At 42.5% G+C, this 25,677-nt stretch carries 22 protein-coding genes, 1 other RNA gene and 1 pseudogene; 8 read left to right on the top strand and 16 right to left on the bottom strand.

Features of this window, described 5'->3' with window-relative positions:
• Positions 1-131: 131 nt before the first annotated feature.
• The 5 genes from ATG66_RS16380 to ATG66_RS16405 all read right to left on the bottom strand — a co-directional run bounded on the left by ATG66_RS16380 (position 132) and on the right by ATG66_RS16405 (position 4,822).
• Entirely contained in the window at positions 132-1,691 is a 1,560-nt protein-coding gene (locus ATG66_RS16380; RefSeq protein WP_098416306.1) for an AbgT family transporter, read from the bottom strand.
• A 298-nt stretch (positions 1,692-1,989) separates the two neighbouring features.
• Positions 1,990-2,400: a type IV pilus modification PilV family protein gene (locus ATG66_RS16390; RefSeq protein WP_098416307.1), complete on the bottom strand. Its 411-nt coding sequence runs from the start codon at positions 2,398-2,400 to the stop codon at positions 1,990-1,992.
• Positions 2,390-3,706, bottom strand: coding sequence for a hypothetical protein (locus tag ATG66_RS16395; RefSeq protein ID WP_257145761.1), 1,317 nt, complete (start codon positions 3,704-3,706; stop codon positions 2,390-2,392). The genes ATG66_RS16390 and ATG66_RS16395 overlap by 11 nt, the downstream gene beginning before the upstream one ends.
• Positions 3,703-4,332: a PilW family protein gene (locus ATG66_RS16400; protein WP_098416308.1), complete on the bottom strand. Its 630-nt coding sequence runs from the start codon at positions 4,330-4,332 to the stop codon at positions 3,703-3,705. The genes ATG66_RS16395 and ATG66_RS16400 overlap by 4 nt, the downstream gene beginning before the upstream one ends.
• Positions 4,307-4,822: a pilus assembly FimT family protein gene (locus ATG66_RS16405; RefSeq protein ID WP_098416309.1), complete on the bottom strand. Its 516-nt coding sequence runs from the start codon at positions 4,820-4,822 to the stop codon at positions 4,307-4,309. Before ATG66_RS16405 ends, ATG66_RS16400 begins: the two co-directional genes overlap by 26 nt.
• Before the next feature lie 103 nt (positions 4,823-4,925).
• Between ATG66_RS16405 and ATG66_RS16410 the strand changes: the two genes are divergently transcribed.
• Positions 4,926-5,360 (top strand): type IV pilin protein, encoded by a 435-nt coding sequence (locus ATG66_RS16410; protein ID WP_098416310.1) that lies wholly within the window; start codon positions 4,926-4,928, stop codon positions 5,358-5,360.
• Positions 5,361-5,439: 79 nt separating this feature from the next.
• Here ATG66_RS16410 and dnaJ read toward each other — a convergent pair whose 3' ends face one another.
• From dnaJ to grpE, 3 genes are all read right to left on the bottom strand, one after another.
• Positions 5,440-6,588, bottom strand: coding sequence for a molecular chaperone DnaJ (dnaJ, locus tag ATG66_RS16415; protein WP_098416311.1), 1,149 nt, complete (start codon positions 6,586-6,588; stop codon positions 5,440-5,442).
• Positions 6,589-6,793: 205 nt separating this feature from the next.
• Entirely contained in the window at positions 6,794-8,707 is a 1,914-nt protein-coding gene (dnaK, locus tag ATG66_RS16420; protein WP_098416312.1) for a molecular chaperone DnaK, read from the bottom strand.
• Between the two features lie 440 nt (positions 8,708-9,147).
• Positions 9,148-9,753, bottom strand: a complete 606-nt coding sequence (gene grpE / locus ATG66_RS16425) for a nucleotide exchange factor GrpE (protein WP_098416440.1) — start codon at positions 9,751-9,753, stop codon at positions 9,148-9,150.
• Between the two features lie 145 nt (positions 9,754-9,898).
• On the opposite strand from grpE, the gene nadK reads away from it, so the two are divergent.
• The 4 genes and pseudogenes from nadK to bamE all read left to right on the top strand — a co-directional run bounded on the left by nadK (position 9,899) and on the right by bamE (position 13,797).
• Positions 9,899-10,783, top strand: a complete 885-nt coding sequence (gene nadK / locus ATG66_RS16430) for an NAD(+) kinase (protein WP_098416313.1) — start codon at positions 9,899-9,901, stop codon at positions 10,781-10,783.
• Between the two features lie 41 nt (positions 10,784-10,824).
• A pseudogene (locus tag ATG66_RS16435) lies at positions 10,825-11,334 on the top strand (DUF3103 family protein); the annotation flags it as partial.
• A gap of 165 nt (positions 11,335-11,499) precedes the next feature.
• Positions 11,500-13,164: a DNA repair protein RecN gene (recN, locus tag ATG66_RS16440; protein WP_098416314.1), complete on the top strand. Its 1,665-nt coding sequence runs from the start codon at positions 11,500-11,502 to the stop codon at positions 13,162-13,164.
• A 273-nt stretch (positions 13,165-13,437) separates the two neighbouring features.
• Positions 13,438-13,797: an outer membrane protein assembly factor BamE gene (bamE, locus tag ATG66_RS16445; RefSeq protein WP_098416315.1), complete on the top strand. Its 360-nt coding sequence runs from the start codon at positions 13,438-13,440 to the stop codon at positions 13,795-13,797.
• Between the two features lie 193 nt (positions 13,798-13,990).
• Here bamE and ATG66_RS16450 read toward each other — a convergent pair whose 3' ends face one another.
• Together ATG66_RS16450 and ATG66_RS16455 are read right to left on the bottom strand one after the other, a co-directional pair.
• Positions 13,991-14,344, bottom strand: coding sequence for an RnfH family protein (locus ATG66_RS16450; protein ID WP_098416316.1), 354 nt, complete (start codon positions 14,342-14,344; stop codon positions 13,991-13,993).
• Positions 14,334-14,777, bottom strand: a complete 444-nt coding sequence (locus tag ATG66_RS16455; RefSeq protein WP_098416317.1) for an SRPBCC family protein — start codon at positions 14,775-14,777, stop codon at positions 14,334-14,336. Before ATG66_RS16455 ends, ATG66_RS16450 begins: the two co-directional genes overlap by 11 nt.
• Positions 14,778-14,892: 115 nt before the next feature.
• Here ATG66_RS16455 and smpB point away from each other — a divergent pair, with 115 nt between their 5' ends.
• From smpB to ATG66_RS16470, 3 genes are all read left to right on the top strand, one after another.
• Positions 14,893-15,378 (top strand): SsrA-binding protein SmpB, encoded by a 486-nt coding sequence (gene smpB / locus ATG66_RS16460; protein ID WP_098416318.1) that lies wholly within the window; start codon positions 14,893-14,895, stop codon positions 15,376-15,378.
• Positions 15,379-15,444: 66 nt separating this feature from the next.
• Positions 15,445-15,812, top strand: a transfer-messenger RNA (tmRNA) gene (gene ssrA / locus ATG66_RS16465).
• Between the two features lie 165 nt (positions 15,813-15,977).
• Complete coding sequence (locus tag ATG66_RS16470) at positions 15,978-17,216, top strand: integrase domain-containing protein (protein WP_098416319.1); 1,239 nt, start codon at positions 15,978-15,980, stop codon at positions 17,214-17,216.
• 73 nt (positions 17,217-17,289) lie between these two features.
• Here ATG66_RS16470 and ATG66_RS16475 read toward each other — a convergent pair whose 3' ends face one another.
• Genes ATG66_RS16475 through istA form a run of 6 tightly spaced genes read right to left on the bottom strand, consistent with a single transcriptional unit; the run spans position 17,290 to position 25,586 of the window.
• Complete coding sequence (locus ATG66_RS16475) at positions 17,290-18,936, bottom strand: type I restriction-modification system subunit M (RefSeq protein ID WP_098416320.1); 1,647 nt, start codon at positions 18,934-18,936, stop codon at positions 17,290-17,292.
• Positions 18,937-18,947: 11 nt separating this feature from the next.
• Complete coding sequence (locus tag ATG66_RS16480; protein WP_098416321.1) at positions 18,948-20,018, bottom strand: AAA family ATPase; 1,071 nt, start codon at positions 20,016-20,018, stop codon at positions 18,948-18,950.
• Positions 20,015-21,271, bottom strand: a complete 1,257-nt coding sequence (locus tag ATG66_RS16485; RefSeq protein WP_098416322.1) for a restriction endonuclease subunit S — start codon at positions 21,269-21,271, stop codon at positions 20,015-20,017. The genes ATG66_RS16480 and ATG66_RS16485 overlap by 4 nt, the downstream gene beginning before the upstream one ends.
• The gene (locus ATG66_RS16490; protein WP_306471570.1) at positions 21,264-23,300 is read right to left on the bottom strand and encodes a type I restriction endonuclease subunit R, EcoR124 family; all 2,037 of its coding nucleotides are present in this window, start codon (positions 23,298-23,300) and stop codon (positions 21,264-21,266) included. The genes ATG66_RS16485 and ATG66_RS16490 overlap by 8 nt, the downstream gene beginning before the upstream one ends.
• 26 nt (positions 23,301-23,326) lie before the next feature.
• Positions 23,327-24,082, bottom strand: coding sequence for an IS21-like element helper ATPase IstB (gene istB, locus ATG66_RS16495; protein ID WP_098413846.1), 756 nt, complete (start codon positions 24,080-24,082; stop codon positions 23,327-23,329).
• Complete coding sequence (gene istA, locus ATG66_RS16500; protein ID WP_143699666.1) at positions 24,072-25,586, bottom strand: IS21 family transposase; 1,515 nt, start codon at positions 25,584-25,586, stop codon at positions 24,072-24,074. The genes istB and istA overlap by 11 nt, the downstream gene beginning before the upstream one ends.
• Positions 25,587-25,677 lie beyond the last annotated feature (91 nt).

The following is a 25,677-nucleotide window of genomic DNA, read 5'->3' on the forward strand; positions in this document are numbered from 1 at the left end:
AGTTTTGTTTCGCTACAGCCGCACAACTGGGTAATGAAACGTCTAGTAAAAATTCAAGGGAAAAAGCCTCCCTCTCTGAGAAAAAAAGCGCAGCCCCTAGGGCTGCGCTTTAAGCTTGATTGTAGTATCAATTACATAGTGTAAGTGTAGGGTGCTTGAATTCCCAGTGGGATACCTATCATCCAGTAAGCGACTAGGAACACTGACCAACCAATCAGCATCGCAATAGAGAACGGCATCATCATCGACGCCAACGTGCCAATACCGGCAGACTTCACGTAACGTTGACAGTAAACCACCACGAGAGGGAAGAATACCATCAGAGGTGAAATGATGTTCGATACCGAATCACCAACACGATACGCGGCTTGAGAAAGTTCAGGGGAAATGCCAACCGCCATCAGCATAGGGACCAAAATCGGCCCAATCAGAGCCCATTTCGCTGACGCCGAGCCGATAAGCAGATTTACAGACGCCGTCAGAAGGATCATACCTATGATGGTAACTTCACCTGGTAGGTTCATCGCTTTCAGACCTTCGGCACCATATAGCGCAAGCATTGTTCCGATATTTGACTGAGCAAACGACGATAAAAACTGCGCACAAAAGAAAGACATTACAATGTAAGCGCCCATGGTCGACATAGTGTCAGCCATTGCTTTAATGATGTCGTTACTGGTCCTGAACGTCCCTGCAACTCGCCCGTAGACGTAACCAGGAATGATAAATAAAATGAAGATCAACGGCACAATAGACTTCATGATAGGCGCAGAGAACGCTGTTATTTCACCTTCAGGAGAACGTAGTGCTGACGTTTCTGGCAGCAGTGCTGCGACTAGCAGTGCAATGCCCCCCATCATCGCCCAACCTGCGTAGCTGAATGCTTTTGATTCAATCTCAGTGAAAGAGCCTAGGTTTGGCGCAGTTTCAGCATCATCATCAATCGGCATTTTAGAGAGACGAGGCTCAATAACTTTTTCGGTGACATACCAACCGATAGCCACAATCAGAACGGAAGACAATCCAGTAAAAAAGATGTTTGCGAGTGGATTAACCACATATTCAGGGTCGAGAACCTGTGCTGCCGTTTGAGTAAAACCCGCCAGTAGTGGATCAATACCTGAAGGGATAAAGTTTGCGGAGAAACCACCGGATACACCGGCAAACGCCGCGGCAATACCCGCCAACGGATGGCGACCTGCAGCGTGAAAAATAATACCACCTAGAGGAATAACCAACACATAACCTGCGTCTGCTGCAGTATGCGATACGATAGCCACTAAGATCAGCATAGGGGTAAGAAGCTTAGCTGGGGTAAAGTTCAGCATTTTCTTAAGGCCAGTGGTGATAAAGCCAGAAGAGTCCGCCACACCAACACCCAACATGGCAACCAGTACGATACCTAGCGGCGCAAAACCGGTGAAGGTAGTCACCATGTTCGCTAGGAAACTTGCCAGTGCTTCTCCCGTCAGAAGGTTGGTGATAGTCAGAGCTTCACCCGTTCGAGGGTTTGGAAGGTCGAATGTGACATTCGATAAAAGTGCAGATGCAGCCCAAGTGAGAATCAATGCCCAGAAGAACAAAATCGCAGGATCTGGAATTTTGTTACCTGTTCGCTCGATAAAGTTTAGAAAGCGCTCCATCCCGCTCGGCTTCGATGATGGTGCTTTATTTACAGCTTGGTTACTCATGGTAACTCCATAATGAATGATGTTGGTGCCATAGCCTGTTTGAATAATTATAACGGCCTATTATCAACCGAGTATTCTAGTGAATACGAATAAAGAAAGCACAAGGTTCTACAAGTTTTTCCATAATTGGAGACATATTTTGCAAAAACACCATCCCAACTAAACATAATAAAAACAGTTGCCCATCATTCACTTTAACAGCTCAAAAACCATCCATTAACGGAGTTAAATGAGACGAAATCACATTTAAGATACAAGAAGTCTCATCAAAAATTAGGTTTGTCTTTACTTCATCCGCTTAATTATCGAATTCGCTGTACTGCGAAATCATCGTTTGTAGCTTCACGGATTGTGCCTGTCCCATTCTATCTTCCCAGCTTGTGGTAACCGTAATCGTTTTGAGCGAACCGGAGACAGTCGCTGGCGGCACATCCCACTCCACGGTATACGCACCGGCAACAGAAGATCCTGTTACAATAGAAGCAAAGCTGGCCGTAGAAATGGTTGAGAGAGCATCAGACGCCCCGCGAGTACGAAACCATTCCAATTGGTTTTCTGCAAGACGCAGCGCTTCAATACTTTGAATGGCATAGTCGGATTCACGCTCTAGGTAGACATTTAACTTGGTTAGCCCTAACGCGCCCACCCCAAGGAGCAGAAAAGCGATTAATACCTCAAGCAGATTGAAACCTTTTTGTTTAGAGATCATTCCAAGAGCCCCGCTGCCATTCTATTTTCGTAATATGCTTACCAATCTTGCCGCCGTTATAAGCAGGGATCAGTGAACCATTGAGTTTTATCGTTCTGTCTTGCACGTCTAATCCCAAACCGCCGTCTAAATGCAGCGAGCCATCTAGTAAAAACGGATATTTGTTGTAAGCGCTATTACTTTCTACATCGTGTTTATGGAAGCTAGTAGGGTTGACACCAATAGTTGACTGAGAATCAAAAAGATCAAGCCACGCTTCTTTTGCCCCAAATGTCTTTGCTACGTATTGATAGAGGAGGCCATCAAAATATGACATAGCCTTAATATATAACAGCCCATCATACACAATAAGCTGAACCGCATTCTCTTCGCTCTGAGTGCTATCTCCGAATATATTTCCCGTGATTGCACAGCTACCGTCAATCCAGAAGCGTCGCTTGCCAGCTTTATAGGCGTTGTCTAACTTCGTATGACAAGACTTTATCCACCCTTTCGCTGTTTTATCCGTATCAAGCACAATACCCACAGGGTCTGTCTGGATCTCATTTCTTAATTTCGCCACATTTGACGCGTTAAACTCCTGATTAAATAAGTCGTAAAACGCCGATATGTCGGTCACATTTTCTTGAATGTCTTTGCCTTTTATTGAGACTGGAGTAGGCGTTACATCTTCTAGGTATTTTGGCGTTTTCGCCGAGTCAAATAAATTCGAGCGATGCGAATCTTTACACGTAAAAGTAGGCGTTGAAGGAACAGTTGAGTGGCTAATTAACGTGCTATCCACACTTAGAAAATGCTCGTCCGTACCACTCGTACTGGATACATAGTTAACGCTGCCTCCTGATACAATTGAGGTGCACTCACTTTCTGATACAGGGCCGTCCGCTTGAGGAACAAAGTGCATCGAACCGGTCAGTTCCACCGATGCACTGGTTTTAAGCACCGCCCCCAACCCTGTGTTTGGGGCAAACATCACCTTTTTTAACTGCGTATCGGCTTGTTTCGACTTCACTATAAAATCTGAATTACTCACCTTCTCTATCGACACTGCCGGCGTGCACCCGGTTAACGAGACCGCACCAGAAAGAGGTAACGTTAAGATTTCACTTTTTATCTGTGAGTAAGCACACTCCAAACCGCCCTCCGCTTTCCAATGTGCTTGGCGCGCTTTAAGCTCGTTTTGCGCTATCTTAATTTGGAAAAACACGCCCTTCGACGCAGCCAGTGAAACAATCAGTGTGAGCAATAGTAATATTGAGGTTACAAGCAAAGTGATATAACCAGAACGATTAGTTTCACACATCATTGCCAATTCCTCTGCTTAATTGAAAACTTTGCAACTTCACTCAATCCGCCATCTATGGTTCGTAAGCCCAGTTTTACGTCTGTAACGGTGCTACTATTACCACCATTAGTTATCATTCTTGTGCTCACATCAAACTTTGTTACCCGAAAAATTTCTTCATCAAATAAAGAGCGACAAAAATCCACGCCATCATAAGCTAGTATTTGAGCTTGAGACACTACGCCGTTTTCACAGATAAAAAGCCGAGAGCCTCGTTTCTCATACTTAATGTTTCGATAATCTTTATTATCTTCTGAACCTTCTCTGAAATAGACAAATCCTACAGACGCGCCACCGCTGACCGTAATGGTCTCACTTGCACCAGAGAGCTTGAGTGAAGTACCGTTACCACCATCGTAACCGGCGCGTTGAATATCCTCTTTCATGACCGCTAGGGTGATATTCAACCCCTGCAATAGGTTCAGTTCTAAACTTTTTTCCTTCGTGTTTTTCTGTAAGGTCATAAATACCGAGCCCACAACACCGAGTACAATCAGTCCAATTAGCGAACTGATCATTAACTCAATCAAAGAGCTACCGATTTGATAACGTCTATTTAGGTTACTTGGGGCATTTCGGGTAATCATATAATTGAGATCCAGTCTGGCTACACACTTTAATTCGCCCTGGCGGGTTAGAAAGTACCGCGTTTAATTTTAGGTTTTGATCAGCAGTAGAAAAAAACTCAATCCTTCCTCTTTTTGGCCGACCTCGCACTTCATCAAAACTGATATTATTATTTGCAAAATTATGTTTCACAGATAAGTCCGAATAGGCGGAACCGGAGAGGTTAAGGATGGTATTCCCTGCCCCGCTAGCGGTATCCATTAACCGCAATGACCACGCTCCATCCTGCACCTCGGTATCTTTAGGAATGGAGAAACGAACATAAAGTTTTTTGTTGCGCATGACTGCTTCGGACTTACTTTGACTGAGAAAACCAACCAACTCCGTGGCCAAACTCTGCATTTGTACGGTTTGAGATACATGGCTAAAACTTGGTGCTGCCGTCACCAATAAAATACTCAGTACCGAAACAGTGATTAGAAGCTCCAATAACGTAAACCCGCGAGGCATTTCCCAAATTCCTATGCAAACAGCCAGTAGGCTGTAATTCATCTTGCACTGATGCTATCACCTGCCAAAAATAGGCGGAAAAGTGAAAAGGGAACTACTCGTGATGATTCGAATTTCTCGTTGTAACAGCTACAAAAAAAGAGTAAGAGGGATGACATTGATCGAATTAATGATCGCCGTCGTAATTATCGGGATCATTTCTGCGGTTGCTTATCCTTCTTATACTCGCCATGTGATCAAGTCTCACCGCACCGTTGCTTTGAGTGACCTCAGTCGCATTCAATTGGCGTTAGAAACGTCTTATGATAACGGATATGACTGGAGCCATATTATTTCTGGTGGCAGTTGTACGTTATGTGACTCTGATACTGATAGGTTTTCATTTTCTATCGTCAGTTCAGCAAGTATGGCTTATACGATTGAGGCGACAGCGAAGTCTGACCTAGGACAGGATGCAGACGGTTGCTTCCCTTCACGGGAAAACAGCATCAAACTAACCTCTACGAATATTGAAACACCAGCCACATGCTGGAAGTAAAAGTCTCGAAATACACATATAAAAAGGCCCGCATTTCTGCAGGCCTTTGTATTTCTTTTAGCTAATTATTCGCTGAATCTTAGCTCGTCAAATCATCGAAGAACTTCTTCACACCGTTGAAGAAACCTTCAGCTTTCGGCTTATGCCGTGTCGCCGCCTCACCGCCGCATGATTCTTCAAACTCTTTTAGCAGTTCTTTTTGACGAGAGCTCAATTTCACAGGCGTTTCCACAACTAACTTAACGATTAAGTCTCCGATACCGCCACCGCGAACCCCCTTCACACCTTTACCACGCATACGGAACATACGGCCTGTTTGCGTTTCTGAAGGTACTTTTAGGCTCACGCGACCATCTAGAGTTGGCACTTCAACTTCACCGCCCAAAGCCGCCATTGCAAAGCTAACTGGCACTTCGCAGTACAAGTTGTTGCCATCACGTTCAAAAATGTGGTGTTCCCGCACATGAACTTGTACATACAAGTCACCGGCTGGCGCCCCCATTTCTCCCGCTTCACCTTCGCCAGATAGACGAATGCGATCGCCAGTGTCAACACCCGCTGGGATTTTAACGTTAAGTGTTTTAGTTTTCTGTTTACGGCCTTGACCATGACACTCGTTACAAGGGTCTTTGATGATCTTACCCTTACCATGACAAGTAGGACAGGTTTGTTGTACAGCAAAGAAACCTTGTCGCATCTGTACTTGACCATGACCATGACAAGTGCCGCATATGTCCGCAGACGAGCCTTTCTTCGCACCGCTTCCATCGCAAGTATCACAGTGTACAAGGGTCGGTACTTCGACTTCTTTTGTGACACCACGTACCGCTTCTTCTAGCGTTAATTCCATGTTGTAACGCAAGTCCGCACCACGCTGGGCACGGTGACCTCCGCCTCCACGACGACCGCCACCGAAGATATCGCCGAATACGTCGCCAAAGATGTCGCCGAAGTCAGCACCACCGCCGCCACCAAAGCCGCCGCCGAAACCGCCGCCACCTTGTTCAAAAGCAGCATGACCGTACTGGTCGTACGCCGCTTTCTTTTGAGGGTCGGTCAGAACTTCGTACGCTTCTTTTACTTCTTTAAACTTGTCCGCCGCAGACTCATCACTCTGATTTCGGTCAGGGTGGAATTTCATCGCTAGACGCTTGTACGCCTTTTTAATATCGCGTTCTGAGGCATCACGGCTTACGCCTAATACTTCGTAAAAATCACGTTTTGACATGTTCTTCGTCACCAGTTAATTACTACAAACGGCATTAATTCACCGTTTAGTGTTTGTATCGCTCTAGGTAAGTGCACTTATCCGCAACATACTTAACTAGAAAGACAGCATTTACAAACAGACGGGCGTAAGAGTCCCCCCTAACGCCCGCACACAGAAGTTTTATCGACACCAGATGGCTTTTCAGCCATCTGGTTAAGAACGTTTATTTCTTGTCGTCTTTAACTTCTTCGAACTCAGCATCTACAACGTCGTCTTCTTTAGACTGTGCACCGGCGTCAGCACCTTCTGCTTGCTGCGCTTGAGCTTGTTGTTGAGCGATTTCCATCAGCTTCTGAGAAGCAGTCATTAGCGCTTGAACTTTAGCGTCGATAGCTTCTTTATCTTCACCTTTACGCGCAGTTTCTAGCTCAGAAATAGCTGCTTCAATCTTCTCTTTCTCTTCTGCAGGTAGAGCTTCACCAGCTTCTTCTACTTGCTTACGAGTGCCGTGAACCATTTGGTCTGCTTGGTTACGTGCAATCGCTAACTCTTCGAACTTCTTGTCCGCTTCTTTGTTAGCTTCTGCTTCTTGAACCATTTTCTCGATGTCTTCATCGCTTAGACCGCCAGAAGCTTGGATTGTGATCTTCTGCTCTTTGCCAGTCTGCTTGTCTTTCGCTGATACGTGTAAGATACCGTCCGCATCAAGGTCGAAAGTTACTTCAATTTGTGGCATACCACGTGGCGCAGGCTGGATGCCTTCTAGGTTGAATTGACCTAGAGATTTGTTGTACATCGCTTGCTTACGCTCACCTTGTAGAACATGGATAGTTACCGCGTTCTGGTTGTCTTCTGCAGTAGAGAAAACTTGGTTCGCTTTAGTTGGGATAGTGGTGTTCTTCTCAACTAGCTTAGTCATTACGCCACCCATTGTCTCGATACCTAGAGACAGTGGAGTTACGTCTAGCAATAGTACGTCTTTAACGTCGCCAGCAAGTACACCTGCTTGAACTGCAGCACCCACAGCTACTGCTTCATCAGGGTTTACGTCACGGCGCGCTTCTTTACCAAAGAACTCCGCCACTTTCGCTTGAACCATTGGCATACGAGTCTGACCACCAACTAGGATTACGTCAGTGATGTCGTTTACTGATAGGTCAGCGTCAGCTAGAGCTACTTTTAATGGCTCAAGAGAGCGTTGTACTAGGTCTTCAACTAGAGATTCTAGTTTCGCACGTGTCACTTTAATGTTCATGTGCTTAGGACCCGTTGCATCTGCAGTAACGTAAGGTAGATTTACGTCAGTTTGAGAAGTAGAAGAAAGCTCGATTTTCGCTTTTTCTGCTGCTTCTTTAACACGCTGCATTGCTAGTGGATCGTTTTTAAGATCGATACCTTGCTCTTTCTTGAACTCATCTACTAGGTAGTTGATTAGACGGTTGTCAAAGTCTTCACCACCAAGGTGAGTGTCACCGTTAGTTGCTAGAACTTCGAACGTCTTCTCACCTTCAACCTCATCGATTTCGATGATAGAAATATCGAATGTACCACCACCAAGGTCGTATACCGCGATAGTGCGGTCGCCGCCTTTCTTATCAAGACCGTAAGCTAGTGCTGCCGCTGTTGGCTCGTTGATGATACGTTTAACTTCTAGGCCAGCGATACGACCAGCATCTTTGGTTGCTTGACGCTGAGCATCGTTAAAGTAAGCAGGTACTGTGATAACAGCGCCTGTTACTTCTTCACCTAGGAAGTCTTCTGCTGTTTTCTTCATTTTCTTCAAAACTTCAGCAGAAACCTGAGGAGCCGCCATTTTTTGGCCTTTCGCTTCTACCCAAGCATCACCGTTGTCAGCCTTAACGATTTTGTAAGGCATAATTTGGATGTCACGCTGTACTTCTTCGTCTTCAAAACGACGACCAATCAGACGCTTAATTGCATATAGCGTATTTTCAGGGTTAGTGACTGCTTGACGTTTCGCCGGTTGACCTACTAGCGTCTCTCCGTCAGTGTAAGCAATGACCGATGCTGTGGTGCGCTCACCTTCTGCGTTTTCAATTACACGTGGTTTGTCGCCGTCCAATACAGCAACACATGAGTTAGTAGTACCTAAATCAATACCAATGATTTTACCCATCTGGCTATCTCCGAATAAATTCTATTTTCGTTTGGTTATAACCCCAATGTGGGGGAAGGAGAATCGGGTTTCAACCCTTGCTCACAAACAAAAATAATCAATGTTTGCTTCTCTATGCCACATAGATAAGGGCGGCAAAATGCTTTTCAAGGGCAGAATTAAAAAAAAGCGTTTTTTTTCTGAATTAATCCCATTCTTTTTGATTTGTTGGGAGTTGGTCTCACTGTCGTGACTCAATAAAACCTTAGTTTAAGGTAGGAGTATGCCTACCATCACTTCGCGCCGCTAGGCTCACTACCTTCGCCAATCAAACGCTAAAGGAAAATGATCGCTCCAATGCAAAGATACCAGTAACAGTCATTAGCTCACCAAAAGCGTTAAAAAAAATGCCCATCACTATTGTGACGAGCATTTTATCTATATAAGGATGTTAATAATTGTTATTTAGCAACCATGACCATCGCAGGACGAACCACTCGACCATTTAGCTCATAGCCTTTTTGCATAACAAACATCACTGTGTTTGATTCATGATCAGGGCTTTCTTGAATAGACATTGCTTGATGAAACTCAGGGTTGAACGCTTCACCTTCAGGATTAATTGCGGTTAGTCCAAACTTAGCAACAACATCTATAAAGGTTTTATGCGTAAGTTCTACGCCTTCAAGGAATGGCTTAACAGTCTCATTTTCTGTATCCGCCGCTTGGATTGCACGCTCTAGGTTGTCAATAACAGGCAACAGCTCTTCCGCAAACTTGTTAAGCGCGAACTTACGTGCTTTGTCGATCTCTTGCTCGGTACGACGACGCATGTTCTCCACTTCAGCTTTAGAGCGTAAAACGGCCTCTTGCTGTTCTTTTACCTTCGCTTCACTAGAAAGAAGCGCTGCTTCAAGCTGAGCAATTTTTGCTTCTGTTTCGTCCAGTTCCACTTCTTCTTCGTTCCATTCGATATCACCATCAGTGCCGACAGCTTCCGCTTCTTGTTCAACGGTTTCTTGCTGTTTTAGCTCTTCTTCTTGGATCTTTTTCTCTTCGTTGCTCATGATATCTCCAGAATTCAACATAATGTTCTTAAAGCCACGCACACTTTACGGACTTTAACCACATAAAAATTCGCATATTTAGGTGACTTGCCATTATTATGGGGATGAAGATTCCTGATTCAAGCCTCTTTAATGCGGAAAGTCTATGAAAAATCCATGTAACGTGATCGCGATTATCGGAAAACCAAGAGATCAACAAGCTATTCAAACTCATAAAGAACTGTACCAATGGCTAACTTCAGAAGGTTACAAAGTATTTATTGATGATCGCCTTGCTGCAATTTTAGACGATATTCCGCAAAGTCAATTTGCCAGCTTAGTCGAGCTTGGAAAAAACGCAGATCTTGCGATTGTCGTCGGCGGTGATGGCAATATGCTCGGCGCAGCGCGTATTTTGTCACGATTTGATGTCCCCGTGATAGGTGTTAACCGAGGGAACCTTGGCTTTTTGACAGATTTAAATCCGGACGAATTTCAAGCGTCTCTGCAAGCGGTACTTGATGGAGAATACATTGAAGAAGAACGCTTTCTGCTTGAAGCTGAAGTGCATCGTCATGGTCAAATAAAAAGCCACAATGCAGCTTTAAACGAGGCCGTTCTCCACCCGGGGCAGATAGCTCATATGATTGAATTTGAGGTTTACATTGATGACAGTTTTGCTTTCTCACTGCGTGCCGATGGTTTAATTGTCTCTACGCCTACCGGCTCAACCGCTTACTCACTCTCAGGTGGTGGTCCCATTCTTTCGCCAAGTTTAAACGCGATTTCGCTCGTGCCGATGTTTCCGCATACGCTTTCAAGCCGCCCATTGGTTGTTGATGGAAAACGACGAGTCAAGCTGATTGTGTCTCCGGAAAATCGCGGTGCACAAGAGGTCAGTTGCGATGGACAAGTATCATTACCGGTATCACCTGGTGACGAAATCCATATTTATCAAAGTTTAAATGTGCTCAAACTTATCCATCCAAAAGATTACAGTTACTACCACGTTTTACGTAACAAGCTTGGTTGGTCTAGCAAATTGTTCTAACGTTTGTTATTTAGGGAAATAACGTCAATTCAGACAACACTATTAAAAAGATCCGTCTGGCAGATGACAAAGAACCTTGGGTCTCTGGCAAGGTAGAAATCTACGCTATCGTAACAGGCGTCAACCCAAGTCGTGATGAACCCACTCTCGATTTAGTGGAACTTCCATACTTAGACTACGATAATCAAGATTACTACCCGAATCAGATTATTATTCACTGGTCTCGTTACCGATGGGGCGCTGCAGACATTGTACTAATGGAGCAAGACGACGGTACAGACTATAAACAATTGGCAAAACTCCTCGTTCAAGTTGCTGGAGAAATGCTAAAAGCGATTCCAGATCCAGAAGTTCAGGCTTACGCGATTATTCCGCAAATCACGAATAAGATCATCGACACGCTTCCTGACGGTGTGCTGACGAACGACGATGACTTTGTAGACGTTTACTACACATTAATGCAAGACACATCATACGTTGATCATCCAGGAGCTGGGGTGAATGCCGTCGTCACACTAGAACCACTAACGATTAACCCAACTCGTCCGTAACCTGTTCAATCTTAATGAGTCGTTGTAATCACACCGGCTCATTTTTCCTACTCCATCACAAAAAACGCCTCATACAGAAAATTTTTCTCACCTGACTTTACTGTATAAAGAAACAGTATATACTGTCATCTTATACAGTATTGTTCAGTTATACAGGTAAATAAAATGCTGGGTCATCTAAGTGTTAATAATTTTGCGATTGTTAAATCTTTACAACTCGAGCTGTCTAAGGGCATGACCACCATTACAGGTGAAACAGGCGCGGGTAAATCCATTGCTATCGATGCACTAGGACTCTGCTTAGGTGGACGAGCAGATACTGGTATGGTGCGACAAGGTGAAGAAAAAACCGAAGTTAGCGCTGCTTTTTTACTGGACAGCAATCTAAACGCAACGCGTTGGCTAGAAGATAACGATCTGCTTGATGGCAGTGAATGTATTTTGCGTCGCATTATCACAAAAGAAGGCCGCTCAAGAGCCTTCATTAATGGCAGCCCTGTTCCACTATCACAACTCAAATCTCTAGGGCAGCTACTAATCAATATCCATGGGCAGCACGCACACCATCAATTGATGAAAAGCGATCATCAAATGGCTATGCTCGATCAATATGCAGGACATTTAAACCTATTAAAAAGCACAAGAAGCGCCTACCAACATTGGCGCCAAGCAGATAATAGCCTCAAGCAGCTAAAAGAAAATAGCCAGCAGAACCAAGCGCAAAAACAGTTACTTGAATACAAAATCAAAGAACTGAATGAATTATCACTAGATGAAGAAGAATTTGCAGAGCTCGAACAAGAACACAAAAGACTATCTAATAGCGGTGAGCTCGCCGCTACCTGCCAGCAAGCCATCGAACTGATTTACGAAGGTGAAGAAGTCAATGCGCTTGGTATTTTGCAATCGGCCAATCACTCCCTAATTCAATTGGGCGAGTTAGATGAAAAGTTATCCGAGCTACCAAATATGCTTTCAGAAGCAATGATCCAACTCGAAGAAACGAAGAACGAATTACGTAGTTACTTAGATGGTATTGATGTCGATCCTAGTCGTATGGCCTATGTAGAAACACGCTTTTCGAAAGTAATGTCTGTTGCACGTAAACATCACGTGATGCCAGAAGAACTATATCAACATCATCAAGATCTTCTAGCCCAAGTAGAAGCGTTAGATTGCTCTGATGAAAAGTTGGATGAACTGGCTCAAGAAGTAGAACAGAAATATCAAAACTTCTTAACCCAAGCAGAAAGACTACATAAATCACGCAGCCGTTATGCAAAAGAGTTGAACAAACTCATTACCCAAAGCATGCATGAACTTAGTATGGAAAAGGCCGTCTTCAGAATCGAAGTAAACAGCGATAATGGTCATCCATCTCCTCTTGGTATGGATAGCGTGTGTTTCTTGGTTTCCACCAACCCGGGTCAGCCGCTACAGCCCATCGCAAAAGTAGCCTCAGGTGGTGAGCTATCACGTATCTCTCTAGCCATTCAAGTTATTACAGCTCAAAAGGTCGATACTCCTAGCCTTATCTTCGATGAGGTTGATGTGGGGATCAGTGGCCCGACAGCAGCAGTGGTTGGCAAGATGCTACGAAAACTTGGGGAGTCAACCCAAGTATTATGTGTGACGCACCTTCCTCAAGTCGCAGGTTATGGACACCAACAAATGTTTGTCGCTAAGCAAACTAAGGCGGGCCAAACAGAAACGCAAATGCATGCCTTAGATGAACAACAACGTGTGGCAGAGTTAGCACGCTTACTCGGTGGTAGCCAGATAACAGACTCAACTCTCGCGAATGCCAAAGAGCTACTGATCGCCGCTTAACGTCAAGTTTACAGAGCGAGTTACTGACACATAATCAGTAACTCGCTCTGAGGCTGCTTCAGTGAAGACACTGAGAAGCAAGTAGTCCAACAAACCAGTAAAACTCATCGACAATAACTTCTGTGCACAAACATACGCTCACAACTGTTAATAAATGCAACTCAACTCAAAATTCATTGTCAGATTTCCTATCATACGGCGCATAGTTTTTTACATCTGCGTCGAGCTTGTTTATTATCAGCGCAGTATTTTAAAGGTTACTAAGAAATTATTATGCAATTAAAGAAGTGGTTAGTTGCCGTACCATTAGCAATGACATTGCTGACAGGATGTTCGGTATTAGAAAAACTGGTTTATCGCATTGATATCAACCAAGGCAACTATGTAGAACAAAGTGCGGTAGATAAATTAAAGTTTGGGATGACTAAAGCACAGGTTCGCTTCGTATTAGGCTCGCCAATGCTTATCGAAAATGGCTACCCAAACACTTGGTATTACATCTATCATCATACCCCTGGGCACGGAAAGCCTGAACAAAAAGACCTGATCGTCAACTTCAACGATCAGGGTACATTAGCTGATATTAGTGGTAACTTTCCGAAAAGTGATGCCTTTTACGAGCAAATTCAGTAAACAATTTTTGTAAAAGACCTCCCTATTGGAAGGTCTTTTTTGCATACCTCTTGCACTTCCGCCAATCAAAATAGTGTTCTAAAATAACGCAGAAACAAGGCTCCTTTCACTCAGCACATTTGCTTTATAAATTCGAAAGTTCAACATTGCTTACGTGTCATCAAACAAGCTAGGTGCCCCGTTATTTATTGTATTAATTACTCTTACGCACCGAACTTGGCCTACCGCCAGTTACAGGATCTGCATTCCCCGCCGCTTTTGCCTGCTCAGCACGTTTACGACGGATCTCTTTTGGATCGGCTAACAATGGTCGATAAATTTCGATTCGATCTCTATCACGAACGGTAGCGTCTAACTTTACATTACGGCTAAACACGCCAACTTTGTTTTTAGACAAATCTATTTCTGGGTACAACTCCAGCACACCGGACTGACGAATAATCTCTTCTACTGTTGCGTGATTATTCACCACTAAGTTAAATACGCGTTGTTCATGGGGAAGCGCGTAAACCACCTCGACGTGGATCATGTCCGACTCAATACTCATAACACTCGTACACCTGTTTTGCCCGTTTGGTAAATGCGTTAACCATATTATGGGTTAGCTCGTTAAAAACTTTACCGAAAGCCATTTCAATCATTTTACTAGAGAATTCAAACTCTAGTTTCAATTCAACCTTACAGGCTTGTTCATCCAGTGCAGTAAAAATCCAACCACCTCGTAACGTTTTGAACGGTCCATCGACCAAGTTCATCATAATGGCTTGCCCGGGAATAAGCTCATTTGAGGTGGTGAACGTTTTGCTGATACCAGCTTTCGCCACATCGACAGAAGCCACCATACCATTACCCGAAGACTCAATGATCCTAGAGCCTGAGCAACCAGGCAGAAAATCAGGGTACTTAGCAATATCATTGACCAGATTAAACATCTGTTCTGCGCTAAAAGACACCAATGCAGAACGAGTGACCTGCTTCATACATACTCCTATCGATACATGTACAGACTTAAGCTCATGCCAATTTTACTTTTATTCCACGATTGCGCAAATAAAGGATTTCCTATCCGATATCCAATCCGTATAATGGTCTATTATGGCAAAGAAAAAAACGAAGCAAAAAGCGGGTAGTAACACTATCGCGCTAAATAAAAAAGCTCGCCACGAATATTTCATTGATGATGAAATCGAAGCTGGCTTGGAGCTCCAAGGTTGGGAAGTGAAAGCCCTTCGCCAAGGTAAAGCCAATATTTCCGAAAGTTACGTATTTATGCGTGACGGTGAAGCCTTTGTGAGTGGCATGACAATCACTCCTTTAAATCAGGCATCGACACACGTAGTGGCGAACCCTACTCGTGTGCGTAAACTACTAATGAGTCGTCGTGAGTTAGACAACGTATTTGGACGTGTTAACCGTGAAGGAATGACATTAACGGCACTCTCTCTGTACTGGTCTCGCTCTTGGGTGAAACTAAAAATTGGTATAGCTAAAGGTAAAAAGCTACACGACAAGCGTACAGATCTTAAAGAAAAAGATTGGGCAAGGGAAAAAGCACGCGTAATGAAGAGCACACTGCGTTAATCTTGACCACTTAAACGCATAGTACTGGACAGGCAATGCTTTTCTGTTACTATGCCAACATTACCTGGGGCTGATTTAGGATTCGACGGGAATTCAGAAGTCTGAGGTGCATGCCGAGGTGCGGTAGGCCTCGTTAACAAACCGCAAAAAAATAGTCGCAAACGACGAAAACTACGCACTAGCAGCTTAATAACCTGCTCAGAGCTCTCTCGCCCTAGCTTCCGCACGTAAGACGGGGAATAACGAGAGATCAAACCCAAACGCGCTAGCCCGGATTCTCCCGCCTGAGAGATGAAAGGCGAATTCTAATTCAGGCTAGTCATTCATTAGCGTGTCGGTTCGCAGATGGGTGGCGAAATTAAAGATCGACTAAGCATGTAGTACCAATGATGAAAGGTTTTCGGACGCGGGTTCAACTCCCGCCAGCTCCACCAATTCAACATCTAAAGACGTCTCAGGACGTCTTTTTTTGTATCTAAATCAATGTAAAATCAATAACTTAGCATCCCATAGTATCTCAAGGTGTTTCACTACATCTTTGACTTTTAGTAACCATTGTAGGAACCTTAGTATTGTGTTCCTTACTTTTGGTTCCTAACATGCCTAGACAAACGAAACCGCTCACAGCAACAGAAGTCAAAAACGCGAAGTCCAAAGAGAAAGAATACAGTCTCGTTGACGGACAAGGCCTGAAATTAAGAGTTCTACCCAGTGGCTCTAAACAATGGCAACTTAATTACTACCGCCCAACAAACAGAAAGCGCGCCAATCTCAACTTAGGACGCTACCCTGATGTTTCTCTTGTACAAGCGAGAAAAAGTGCTCAAGAAGCAAGAGAGCTGATCGCACAAGACATAGATCCTCAAGAACACAAAAAGAAAAAACTACAGGAACATATAGAAGTTCATGAGCATACATTTTTGAATGTGTCTAAAGAGTGGTTTGAAATCAAGAAACACAATGTTACTTCTGACTATGCTGTTGATATCTGGCGCTCTCTTGAACTACATATTTTTCCTTATCTATCCGATACACCAGTTAAACAAATTACAGCACCACAAGTTGTAGATCTCCTCAGACCCATAGAGGCCAAAGGCAGCCTTGAGACCGTTAAGCGACTAATTCAGCGCCTTAATGAGGTCATGGGGTATGCTGCTAACTGTGGCTTTATTCCGGCCAGCCCACTTAAAGATATTCATAAAGTATTCAAAAAACCAAAAAAAGAACATATGGCAGCACTGACACCCGCAGAACTACCAGAGCTTATGGGGGCGATTGCCAATGCCAATATAAAGCGCACTACCCGCTGCTTACTTGAGTGGCAATTACACACCATGACACGCCCTTCTGAAACCTCAGGCGCAAAATGGGATGAGATTGAGTGGGAAGAAAAGATATGGACTATTCCAGCCGAGAGAATGAAAAAAAGAAGAGAGCACCGCATCCCGCTCACAGAGCAGATGCTGGCGCTACTAGAAGTAATGAATCCGATAAGCGGCCATCGTGAATTTATCTTTCCTTCAGATCGCGATCCAAAGAAACCATGTAACAGCCAAACTGCAAATATGGCTCTGAAACGTATGGGATTTGCAGGAAGATTAGTTAGCCACGGTCTACGCTCTCTAGCGAGCACCACTCTCAATGAACAAGGCTTTGACCGTGACTTAATCGAGGCATCACTAGCCCACGTTGATGATAACCAAGTACGTAGTGCTTATAACCGTACTGACTATCTTGAACGCCGCCGACCAATGATGAGCTGGTGGAGCGGACATATAGAAGAGGCCGCCAAAGGCAGCCTCTCTGTAACGGGAACTAAACAGTTGAAAGTTATCTAAATTTAACCGACAAAGATAAATAACAAAGGCTGCACCACTTTACTTGTGTATGCAGCCTGTAACAGATTACAAACTATTGCAATCTAGGTAACGGAGGCAAGCCAAGTTCTTTAAGGAAGCTATTATGTTTGTCTAAAGCTTCATTAATATCTTTTTCAATATCAACGAGCTTCTTATGCTCTGCGTGTAAATCCACCTTAGGTTCAGCTTTAGCCGTACTTACATATCGCGAGATATTCAAGTTGAAATCATTCTTCTCGATCTCTTCCATTGAAACTCGGCGAGAATAGCGTTCCTCTTGATCTCTAAACCTATAGGTATCGACTATCTTTTGAATATCTTCTGGGCGAAGCTTATTCTGACGCTTACCCTTTTCGAAGTTCTCTTCATCACTAGCATTGATAAACAAAACATCATCATACTTCTTACATTTTTTGAGCACTAGAATGCAGACAGGGATACCTGTTGAGAAGAACAGATTCGAAGGTAGACCAATAACCGTGTCAATGTGCCCATCTTTTAATAGCTTGCTGCGTATGCGTTGTTCCGCTCCACCTCTAAACAAAACACCATGAGGCAGGATAATAGCCATCGTGCCTTCGTCACTTAAAAAGTGGAAACCATGCAGTAGAAAAGCAAAATCAGCAGCAGATTTAGGAGCTATACCATGGTTCTTGAAACGAAAATCTTCTTTAAACTCGGCTCTATCTGATTCCCATCGATAACTAAATGGTGGGTTAGCGACTACAGCATCAAACTTAAGCTTTTTAGCTGGGTTCTTTTCATTAAGTAGATCCCAGTCATTAAATAACGTATCACCATGAAAAATATCAAATTCTGTATCCTTTACTCCATGAAGCAACATGTTCATGCGAGCTAAGTTATAGGTAGTGATATTTTTTTCTTGTCCGTAAATCTTACCGATGCTACCACCAGCAGACGTGATATGTTTACGCACATTCAATAACAAAGAACCTGAACCACAAGTAAAGTCCAATACTCGGTTTAAGTTCTTCTTTTTACCCATCTTTGGTTCTTGGCTGTCTAATGTGACAATTTCTGAGAGGATAGTTGATATTGGTTGCGGTGTATAAAACTCCCCAGCTTTCTTACCACCGTTGGCAGCAAACTCACCAATCAGGTATTCGTAAGCATCCCCTAAAATATCAGTATCAGTGGAAAACTGAGCAATACCTTCAGAAACCTTTTGGATAATAGTACATAGCTTTGCATTGCGATCTGATGGCTTTTTCCCTAACTTTTCTGAGTTTAAGTTTATCTCAGAGAACAAGCCTTGAAAGCTACTGTTAAAACTTTCGTTTTCAATGTACTTAAATCCTTCTTCTAACGTTTTGAGCAACTCATCATCTTGAACTCTCGCCATTTCAGCGATACTTGACCATAAATGCTCAGGCTTAATAATGTAATGCAATTTACGGCGCATTTGCGTTTCAAAAAATGAGATGTCATCAGGGTTTTCGTCATACCACACTTCCAACGGGTTAGACATTTTTAGATCCCTAAGTACATCTTTAGGCAAATCAAGGTAGTCTTTCCCTAACTCTTTCTTAGCTGCGGCTTCAAAGTTATCGGATAAGTAACGTAAAAACAGAAAGGAAAGCATATAATCACGGAAATCATCAGCATTCATTGCTCCACGCAAAGTGTCCGCGATATCCCACAGAGTTTTACCTAATTTATTTAATTGCTCTTGAGTCATAACTTTCCCGTTTAAAATTTGAAATGATACATTTCAATTAACTTATTAAATATCTTTTTAAAATCAGACTGCTCAGCTTCATTCATCATTTCAGTTTGATAATAATATGGTGTTTTGTGTGAATGCGTATTAACAAGCTCCATTAATGATTCAACTTCTTCGAATCCTAACTTCCCTAGAACTCGTCCTGAACTACCACTACCCTGAAATGACGAAATATTTTCTAAAAGCTGCCTAAGTAATGCGAAATGATAGGTATAAAGCTGATCATTTATAGCTTCACTAAGAACTTGGAGTAAGTGTAAATGATAGAGAAACACATTTTTCTTTGTTTCTTCTAACACTATATCGTCACCAGACCGTTTTAATATTCGGCACGTCGTCAAGTTTCTATAACGCCCGCTTTTGTCACTATTAAATAAACGATTAGCCAAAATAGAAAACAAACCTATATGATGAGTTGTTATTATTATCTTCTTTCTTTCATAGTGGGATTCTATTTGACTAAAAATAGTATCTGCCGTAATGAATATGTTATTCTCATCTAAACTAGATACAGGATCATCAATAAAAACATGAGCATCCTGTTCATCAGCCCAACCATCGACATCAAGTAGTGCCAGATAAAAACACCATATAAAAATACTTTCCTCACCTCTAGAAATTTTTATAGGGTTATTCTTTTCTTCATCATCCAAAGTATAGAAACTTATAGACTCTATACCTTTTTCAATATCTTCGAACAGATTCAATTCAAACTTAAATCTGGCATTATATAACGCCAGCTTACTTTCAATCACCTGAGGATCATCAGAAATAAAACTATGAAATCGATTTAGATTACTTGGTAAAAGTAACAACTTTACATCTACACCATCATTTCCTTCATCATTATCCCACCTAAATAGATCCTCACTGTAAGCATTATAATAAACTCCTGCATGCTCACCATTATTTAACTGCTTTGTAATATTCTTATAAGCAACAGATAGCTGAGTTTTCCCTGTACCATTGAAAGCATAAATAAGGATTATTGGATACTTCATCTCTTGTATCTGATTAGCAACATTTAATAAACTCATATAGCTAACTCCTTAAATGAAGGAAATAAACGTTGCATCAAACCTAACTTATAGTTTTTAAGAGTTTCAATTTTCACAGATTCAAATTTAATTAAATCATCTATAGAATTTAAAACATCAGCAATTTTTTTTTGCTCTTCAATTGTAGGTTTAGGCACTACCACACTATTAACAATATCACTACTTATATTTTGAACAATACCACCAGCAGCTAATTTCTTGTACTGATCTTGAATATAATTAGAGTTTAACACTTGAAGTAAATACTGCTTATCAAAAAAATCCTCATATTCCCTCAGGACAAACCAACCATCATAAATATAACCATCAATATCCAGTTGATAGGTTGAACCATAACTCATAGAGTTCGCTAAAATAAGTTCACCTTTTTTTACATATCTAGACTTACTTGCACCATCTGGTGTTATCCTTTGTGACACGCTTCTTATTATAAAATCACTAATCTGACTAGTATCACCTATTTTAATCCAATTAACTCCGCAATTACTTTTGGTTATATATTCACTTATTGGTCTCGGCGAACTTCCTCTAAATAGTTTTATGTATGTGGAAAATTTCTTAGTTTCCCAGCTCTTATCAAATCCAATAAGCCTTAACTCAGGTACATCCCGCCCCTCAGTAGGAAAAAGTTTTTGCATTAAACCTTTTTTGTGCAATTTTAACGAATCTAATTTTTTAGTATTTGTAGTAATCACGTCATCTAATGAAGATAAACATTCGGCAATCTTGGTTTGCTCTTCTCGTTCAGGCACAAATACAGGGTAATTTCGAATAGATTCAATATCACCTCTCGGCATTTTTACGCCTTTAGCGCTACTCATCATATAATCAATGAAGTTATCATTTTTCAGCAAATATAATAAATACAAAGAGTTAACATCCGAACCTGCACGAATTACCAGTATATCATTGGACGCTGCACCAGCTTTATCTGCATGCCAGACTTTTTTAAGGTATGGACGAATATTGGAAATTAAGACATCATTATTTTTATATAATGTAAAGCTACCAGATGGCGGTAATTTTGAGGCAGTTATTACACCTTGATAGTCAGGTAAAATATTTTCAGTACTTATATAGGTATCTAACGTTAGGCTGGATACTTTTCCTTTTTCCTTAACAAAAGTAGCAACTTTGGGGTCTGACAATTTTTTCTGATTCCACTCAGATCCATCTTTAAATTCCAAAAACCGCAATTGAGGCAGCCCTTTCTTAAAGTATTGCTTACTCATATGCTGCAAGCCCTGAAATTTCACGCCCTTGGGCTAGTTTATGTAGGTAAGGAACCAAATCTTCCATTAGCGCTAACTCTTTCTTCGTACGTTCTTTCCAGCCAAGATCTAGTGGCTCCAACAGCTCCCCTAGCTTCTCGCCATCAAAAATCATTCGTCCCATAATTCCATCAACAAACGCCTGCAAACTCTCAGTAGTTAAACCGTGCTTTATAGCCATATCATTTAGTTCGCTGGTGGCCTTTTTCATTTTAAATGCTTGATAGCCAGTGTGAATTTGTGACACATTCAATGCTTCACCAGAAGGTAAACTATGTATATAAGCAATTAACTCATCACGTTCCGACATCAAGTTCGATTGCGAGCAAATTAAATCAATGAGTTGCTGACGCGTCATGCTTTGCTTACTTGCTCCCTGAGTCGATTTAGCAATTAATCCCATGATGTAGTCATAATCAATTAAAGCGGATGCAAACAACACAAACTCAAACTCTAGCTGTTCGACCTCTTCAGGCAAGTCTCCTGCCCCTTTATTCGTGTCTAGCTTGCGTTTCAAGTCTTTGGCTGTTTCTAAATACGCTCCTTTAAAGCCACGTAAGGTATCAATCGGTAATGTCTCTGCTACCTGAGCTTTCTGTTCATCATCCAGTTCTGTGTATTGCTCTAGTTGGTTCTTAAATTTTTGTACTTCTTTAAAGTGATTAATAAAAGAAGCTCTTTGCGCGTCACCTTGAAGATTGGTCACTTCTGAAGGCTCACATGCTAAACCTTGCCTCTGCATAAAGGCTTCTAGCTTATCGACCGCTTCTTTAAATTTTTCAACGACGACAGGCGCAGGATCTACCAACCAAATCTGTTCAGCACCTTCTTCTTTTTTACCAGAGAAAAGTTTAATAGCTTCATTGACTTCTTTTTCTTGACCTCGGAAATCTAAAATATTCCCCCAAGGCTTACTATCATTCAATACACGGTTAGTACGTGAAAATGCTTGTATAAGACCATGGTGTTTTAGATTCTTATCCACGTATAAAGTGTTCAGGTATTTGGAGTCAAAACCTGTCAATAACATATCAACGACGATGACAATATCGATCTTGTTTTTATGTGGATAATCAGCATTGTCATATTGCTGATCTTTAATCCGCTGCTGAACGTCTTGGTAATAAAGGTCAAATTCATTAATAGTATGATTTGTTGAATACTGGTGGTTGTAGCTATTAATAATATCGATTAGTGCTTGCTTCTTACGCTCAGGTTCAACTTCGTTATCGGCTTTTTCTTGTGGGAGATCTTCCTGTAATTGCTGGATATCTTTCACATTTCGAGCGAGTGTATTTAAATCTGAATCTTCTTTATCCTTATCACTTAGCTGTGCTGGCGGCGAAAACACACAAGCAATATTCAACGGAACATAGTCTTCAGACTCTGAGGCTTTAAGCTCTTGCTGGCTCTTAAACTCTTCGAAGTATTCAATTGCATGATTAATAGAAGCCGTTGCTAGAATGGCATTGAATCGACGGTGATTCGTCACAGCATCATGCTTCTCTAGTATCTCTTGAACGACAGCCCGTGGTGGAGGTGTAACTCTTGTCACCGTGGCTTCAGCTTCATCATTGCTGGCGTCTGCTAGTTGCTTGCTCGCAGAATGTTTGCCAAAAAAGTCAATATGGAAGCTTAGAACGTTCTTATCTTCAATTGCATGAGTAATCGTATAGTGGTGTAGCTCTTGCTCAAAGATACTCTCAGTGGTTTTAAAGGAACCCACATTGCCATCGATTTGAGTATACGTTGAGTTTTTCTCGAATATAGGAGTACCTGTAAAGCCAAACAATTGTGCTTCAGGGAAAAACTCTTTAATCGCTTTATGGTTTTCACCAAACTGAGAGCGGTGACACTCATCAAAGATAAAAACAATACGCTTATCTCGTAATGGCTCTAATCGCTCTTTGAAGGTTTTCTTACCTGTTAATTTGCACTTAAATCTGATCCACCATTTGCACTGAAAAGTGATCCACCTAAGTAAGTCTATTCTAGACTACATTTTTACGTTAGTTTCTATTTGGTTTTCTCCTTCGACTTCTTTTTTGATTCCTTAAAACGATAGCTGTCGTTACCCGTTTCAATGATGTGACAATGATGAGTCAGCCTATCCAGCAATGCCGTTGTCATCTTTGCATCACCAAACACTTTCGACCATTCCGTGAAGTTGAGATTGGTGGTAATGACGATACTCGTACGCTCGTAGAGTTTACTGAGTAAATGGAACAGCAATGTCCCACCCGCTTGGCTAAAAGGGACATACCCAAGTTCATCTAGTATGACTAAGTCGCAGCTCACTAATCGATTAGCGAGGCGGCCCACATGACCCGCTTGCTTCTCCTGCTCTAGCGTATTGACGAGTTCTATGGTCGATAGGAACCTGACCCGCATTTGATGGTGTTGTATGGCTTGTACGCCCAACGCCGTCGCTAAGTGCGTTTTCCCTGTGCCTGGACCACCAACAAGCACGATGTTTTGGCTGTCTTTGATAAACTCACAGCGATGCAGACCTCGTATTAGATACTCATCGACTGTACTCTCGCTAAAGTCAAAACCGTATAGGTCTCGATAGACTGGGAACTTTGCCGCTTTCATTTGGTAAGCGATACTGCGCACTTCACGGTCTGCTATCTCTGCTTTTAACAAGGTTTCAAGGATGGGTTGAGCTTGTTGATAAGCAGGAGAGTTTTGAGAGGCAAGTTCAACAATACTGCTAACCATGCCGTGAAGCTTGAGTGCCTTTAATGTGCTTAATAACGCTTCATTGTGCATGACGTTTTCCTCTTAATTCGTCATATCGCGACGTATCACTGGTTGGCTCGGTAACCAGTCGCAACCCTTGAGAGACGGGGACGGGTACAACTGGAGAAGGATTGAGTAAGCGGCTTAAACAGTTTATGACGTGTTGTTTTGATGGTGTGCCTGCTTCCAGTGCCATATTAATGGCTTGCTCTACCAGCTTTTCATCGTGATGAATAACCAATGACAAGATTTCGACCATTTCCTTATCGCCGCCAAGACGCTGTAATAATATTGATTGCAGGTGCTTAAAGCTCTCAGGGAGCAAGTGAAACGGTGCGCCATTACGCAGAGAGCCTGGTTTACGTTGCGCAACCAACAGGTAATGTCGCCAGTTATAAACAATGTGTGGCGGCTCATGTTTAGGATTAAAGACTCTTTGGTGCTCTGCTATGGGCTGACCTTCTGCCACCAAAACAATACTATCGGGGTAGGCGTGCAGACTCACTCGTCGGTTTGCGTAACTTGCAGGCACGGAGTATTTATTTCTGTCGAAGTTCACCAAACAGGTAGAGGAGACTCGCTTGCTTTGCTCGATAAAACCATCAAACGGCGCTGTGACTTTCATTAATTGGGAGCGCTCACTTAGCCACGTTTGCTCTATGGTCATATCACGATATTGAGGGTGTCTACGTGACTGCCAGTCCCGTAAACATTGGGCTTCAAGCCATTGATTAAGCTCTTCTAAGGTTTTCACCTTAGGAGCGCGCTGCCAGATGATAGAACGCACATCCCGCACGTTCTTCTCGATCTGCCCCTTTTCCCAACCTGCGGCTGGGTTGCAGAAGTCGGCTTCAAACAAGTAGTGACTAACCATTGTTAAAAAGCGACGATTCACTACTCGATCTTTGCCATTTTTGACCGCATCAACCGCAGTTTTCATATTATCGTAGATCCCCCGTTCTGGAACGCCTTGGAACACGCGAAAGGCATGGTTATGGGCATCAAATAACATTTCATGACTTTGAGAATAATAGGCTCGAAGGAGGAATGCGCGGCTATGACTGAGTTTGAAGTGAGCGACCTGTAGCTTGGTTTTATGGCCATTGATATAGGCCCAATTTTCGCCCCAATCAAACTGAAAGGCTTCACCAGGGGCAAACTCTAGCGGCATATACGTTCGTTTAGACGCATCGAGTTTTTGTTCTTCGCGCCATTTACGTGCAAATGAAGCGACTCTGTCATACGAGCCGCTATAGCCTAGCGGAACGAGGTCTTGAAAAAGGTTTTTGACCGTTTTGCGCTGCTTTCTCGGTCGCTTCATTTCTCGTTTTAGCCAAGAAGTCAGTAATTCTTTAAACTCGTCTAGTTTACTCAATGAATGCCGCTTTGGATAAACAGGTTCGATAGTTTGATCTTTCAAATAACGTTTAACGGTATTTCGGGATAGTCCAGTACGTCTGGCTATTTCTCTTTGCGACATTCCTTCGCGGAAATGCCAACGACGAATAACACTTAATAATGACACGTCAATCACTCCATATTCTCCTGCTAAGACTCAGCAGGATTTAGGTTAGATGATGTGGATCAGTTTTCGGTGCAAATCAGGGGGTGAAGTGGATCAGTTC

This window comes from Vibrio sp. ES.051, assembly GCF_002563795.1.
Lineage (GTDB): Bacteria > Pseudomonadota > Gammaproteobacteria > Enterobacterales > Vibrionaceae > Vibrio.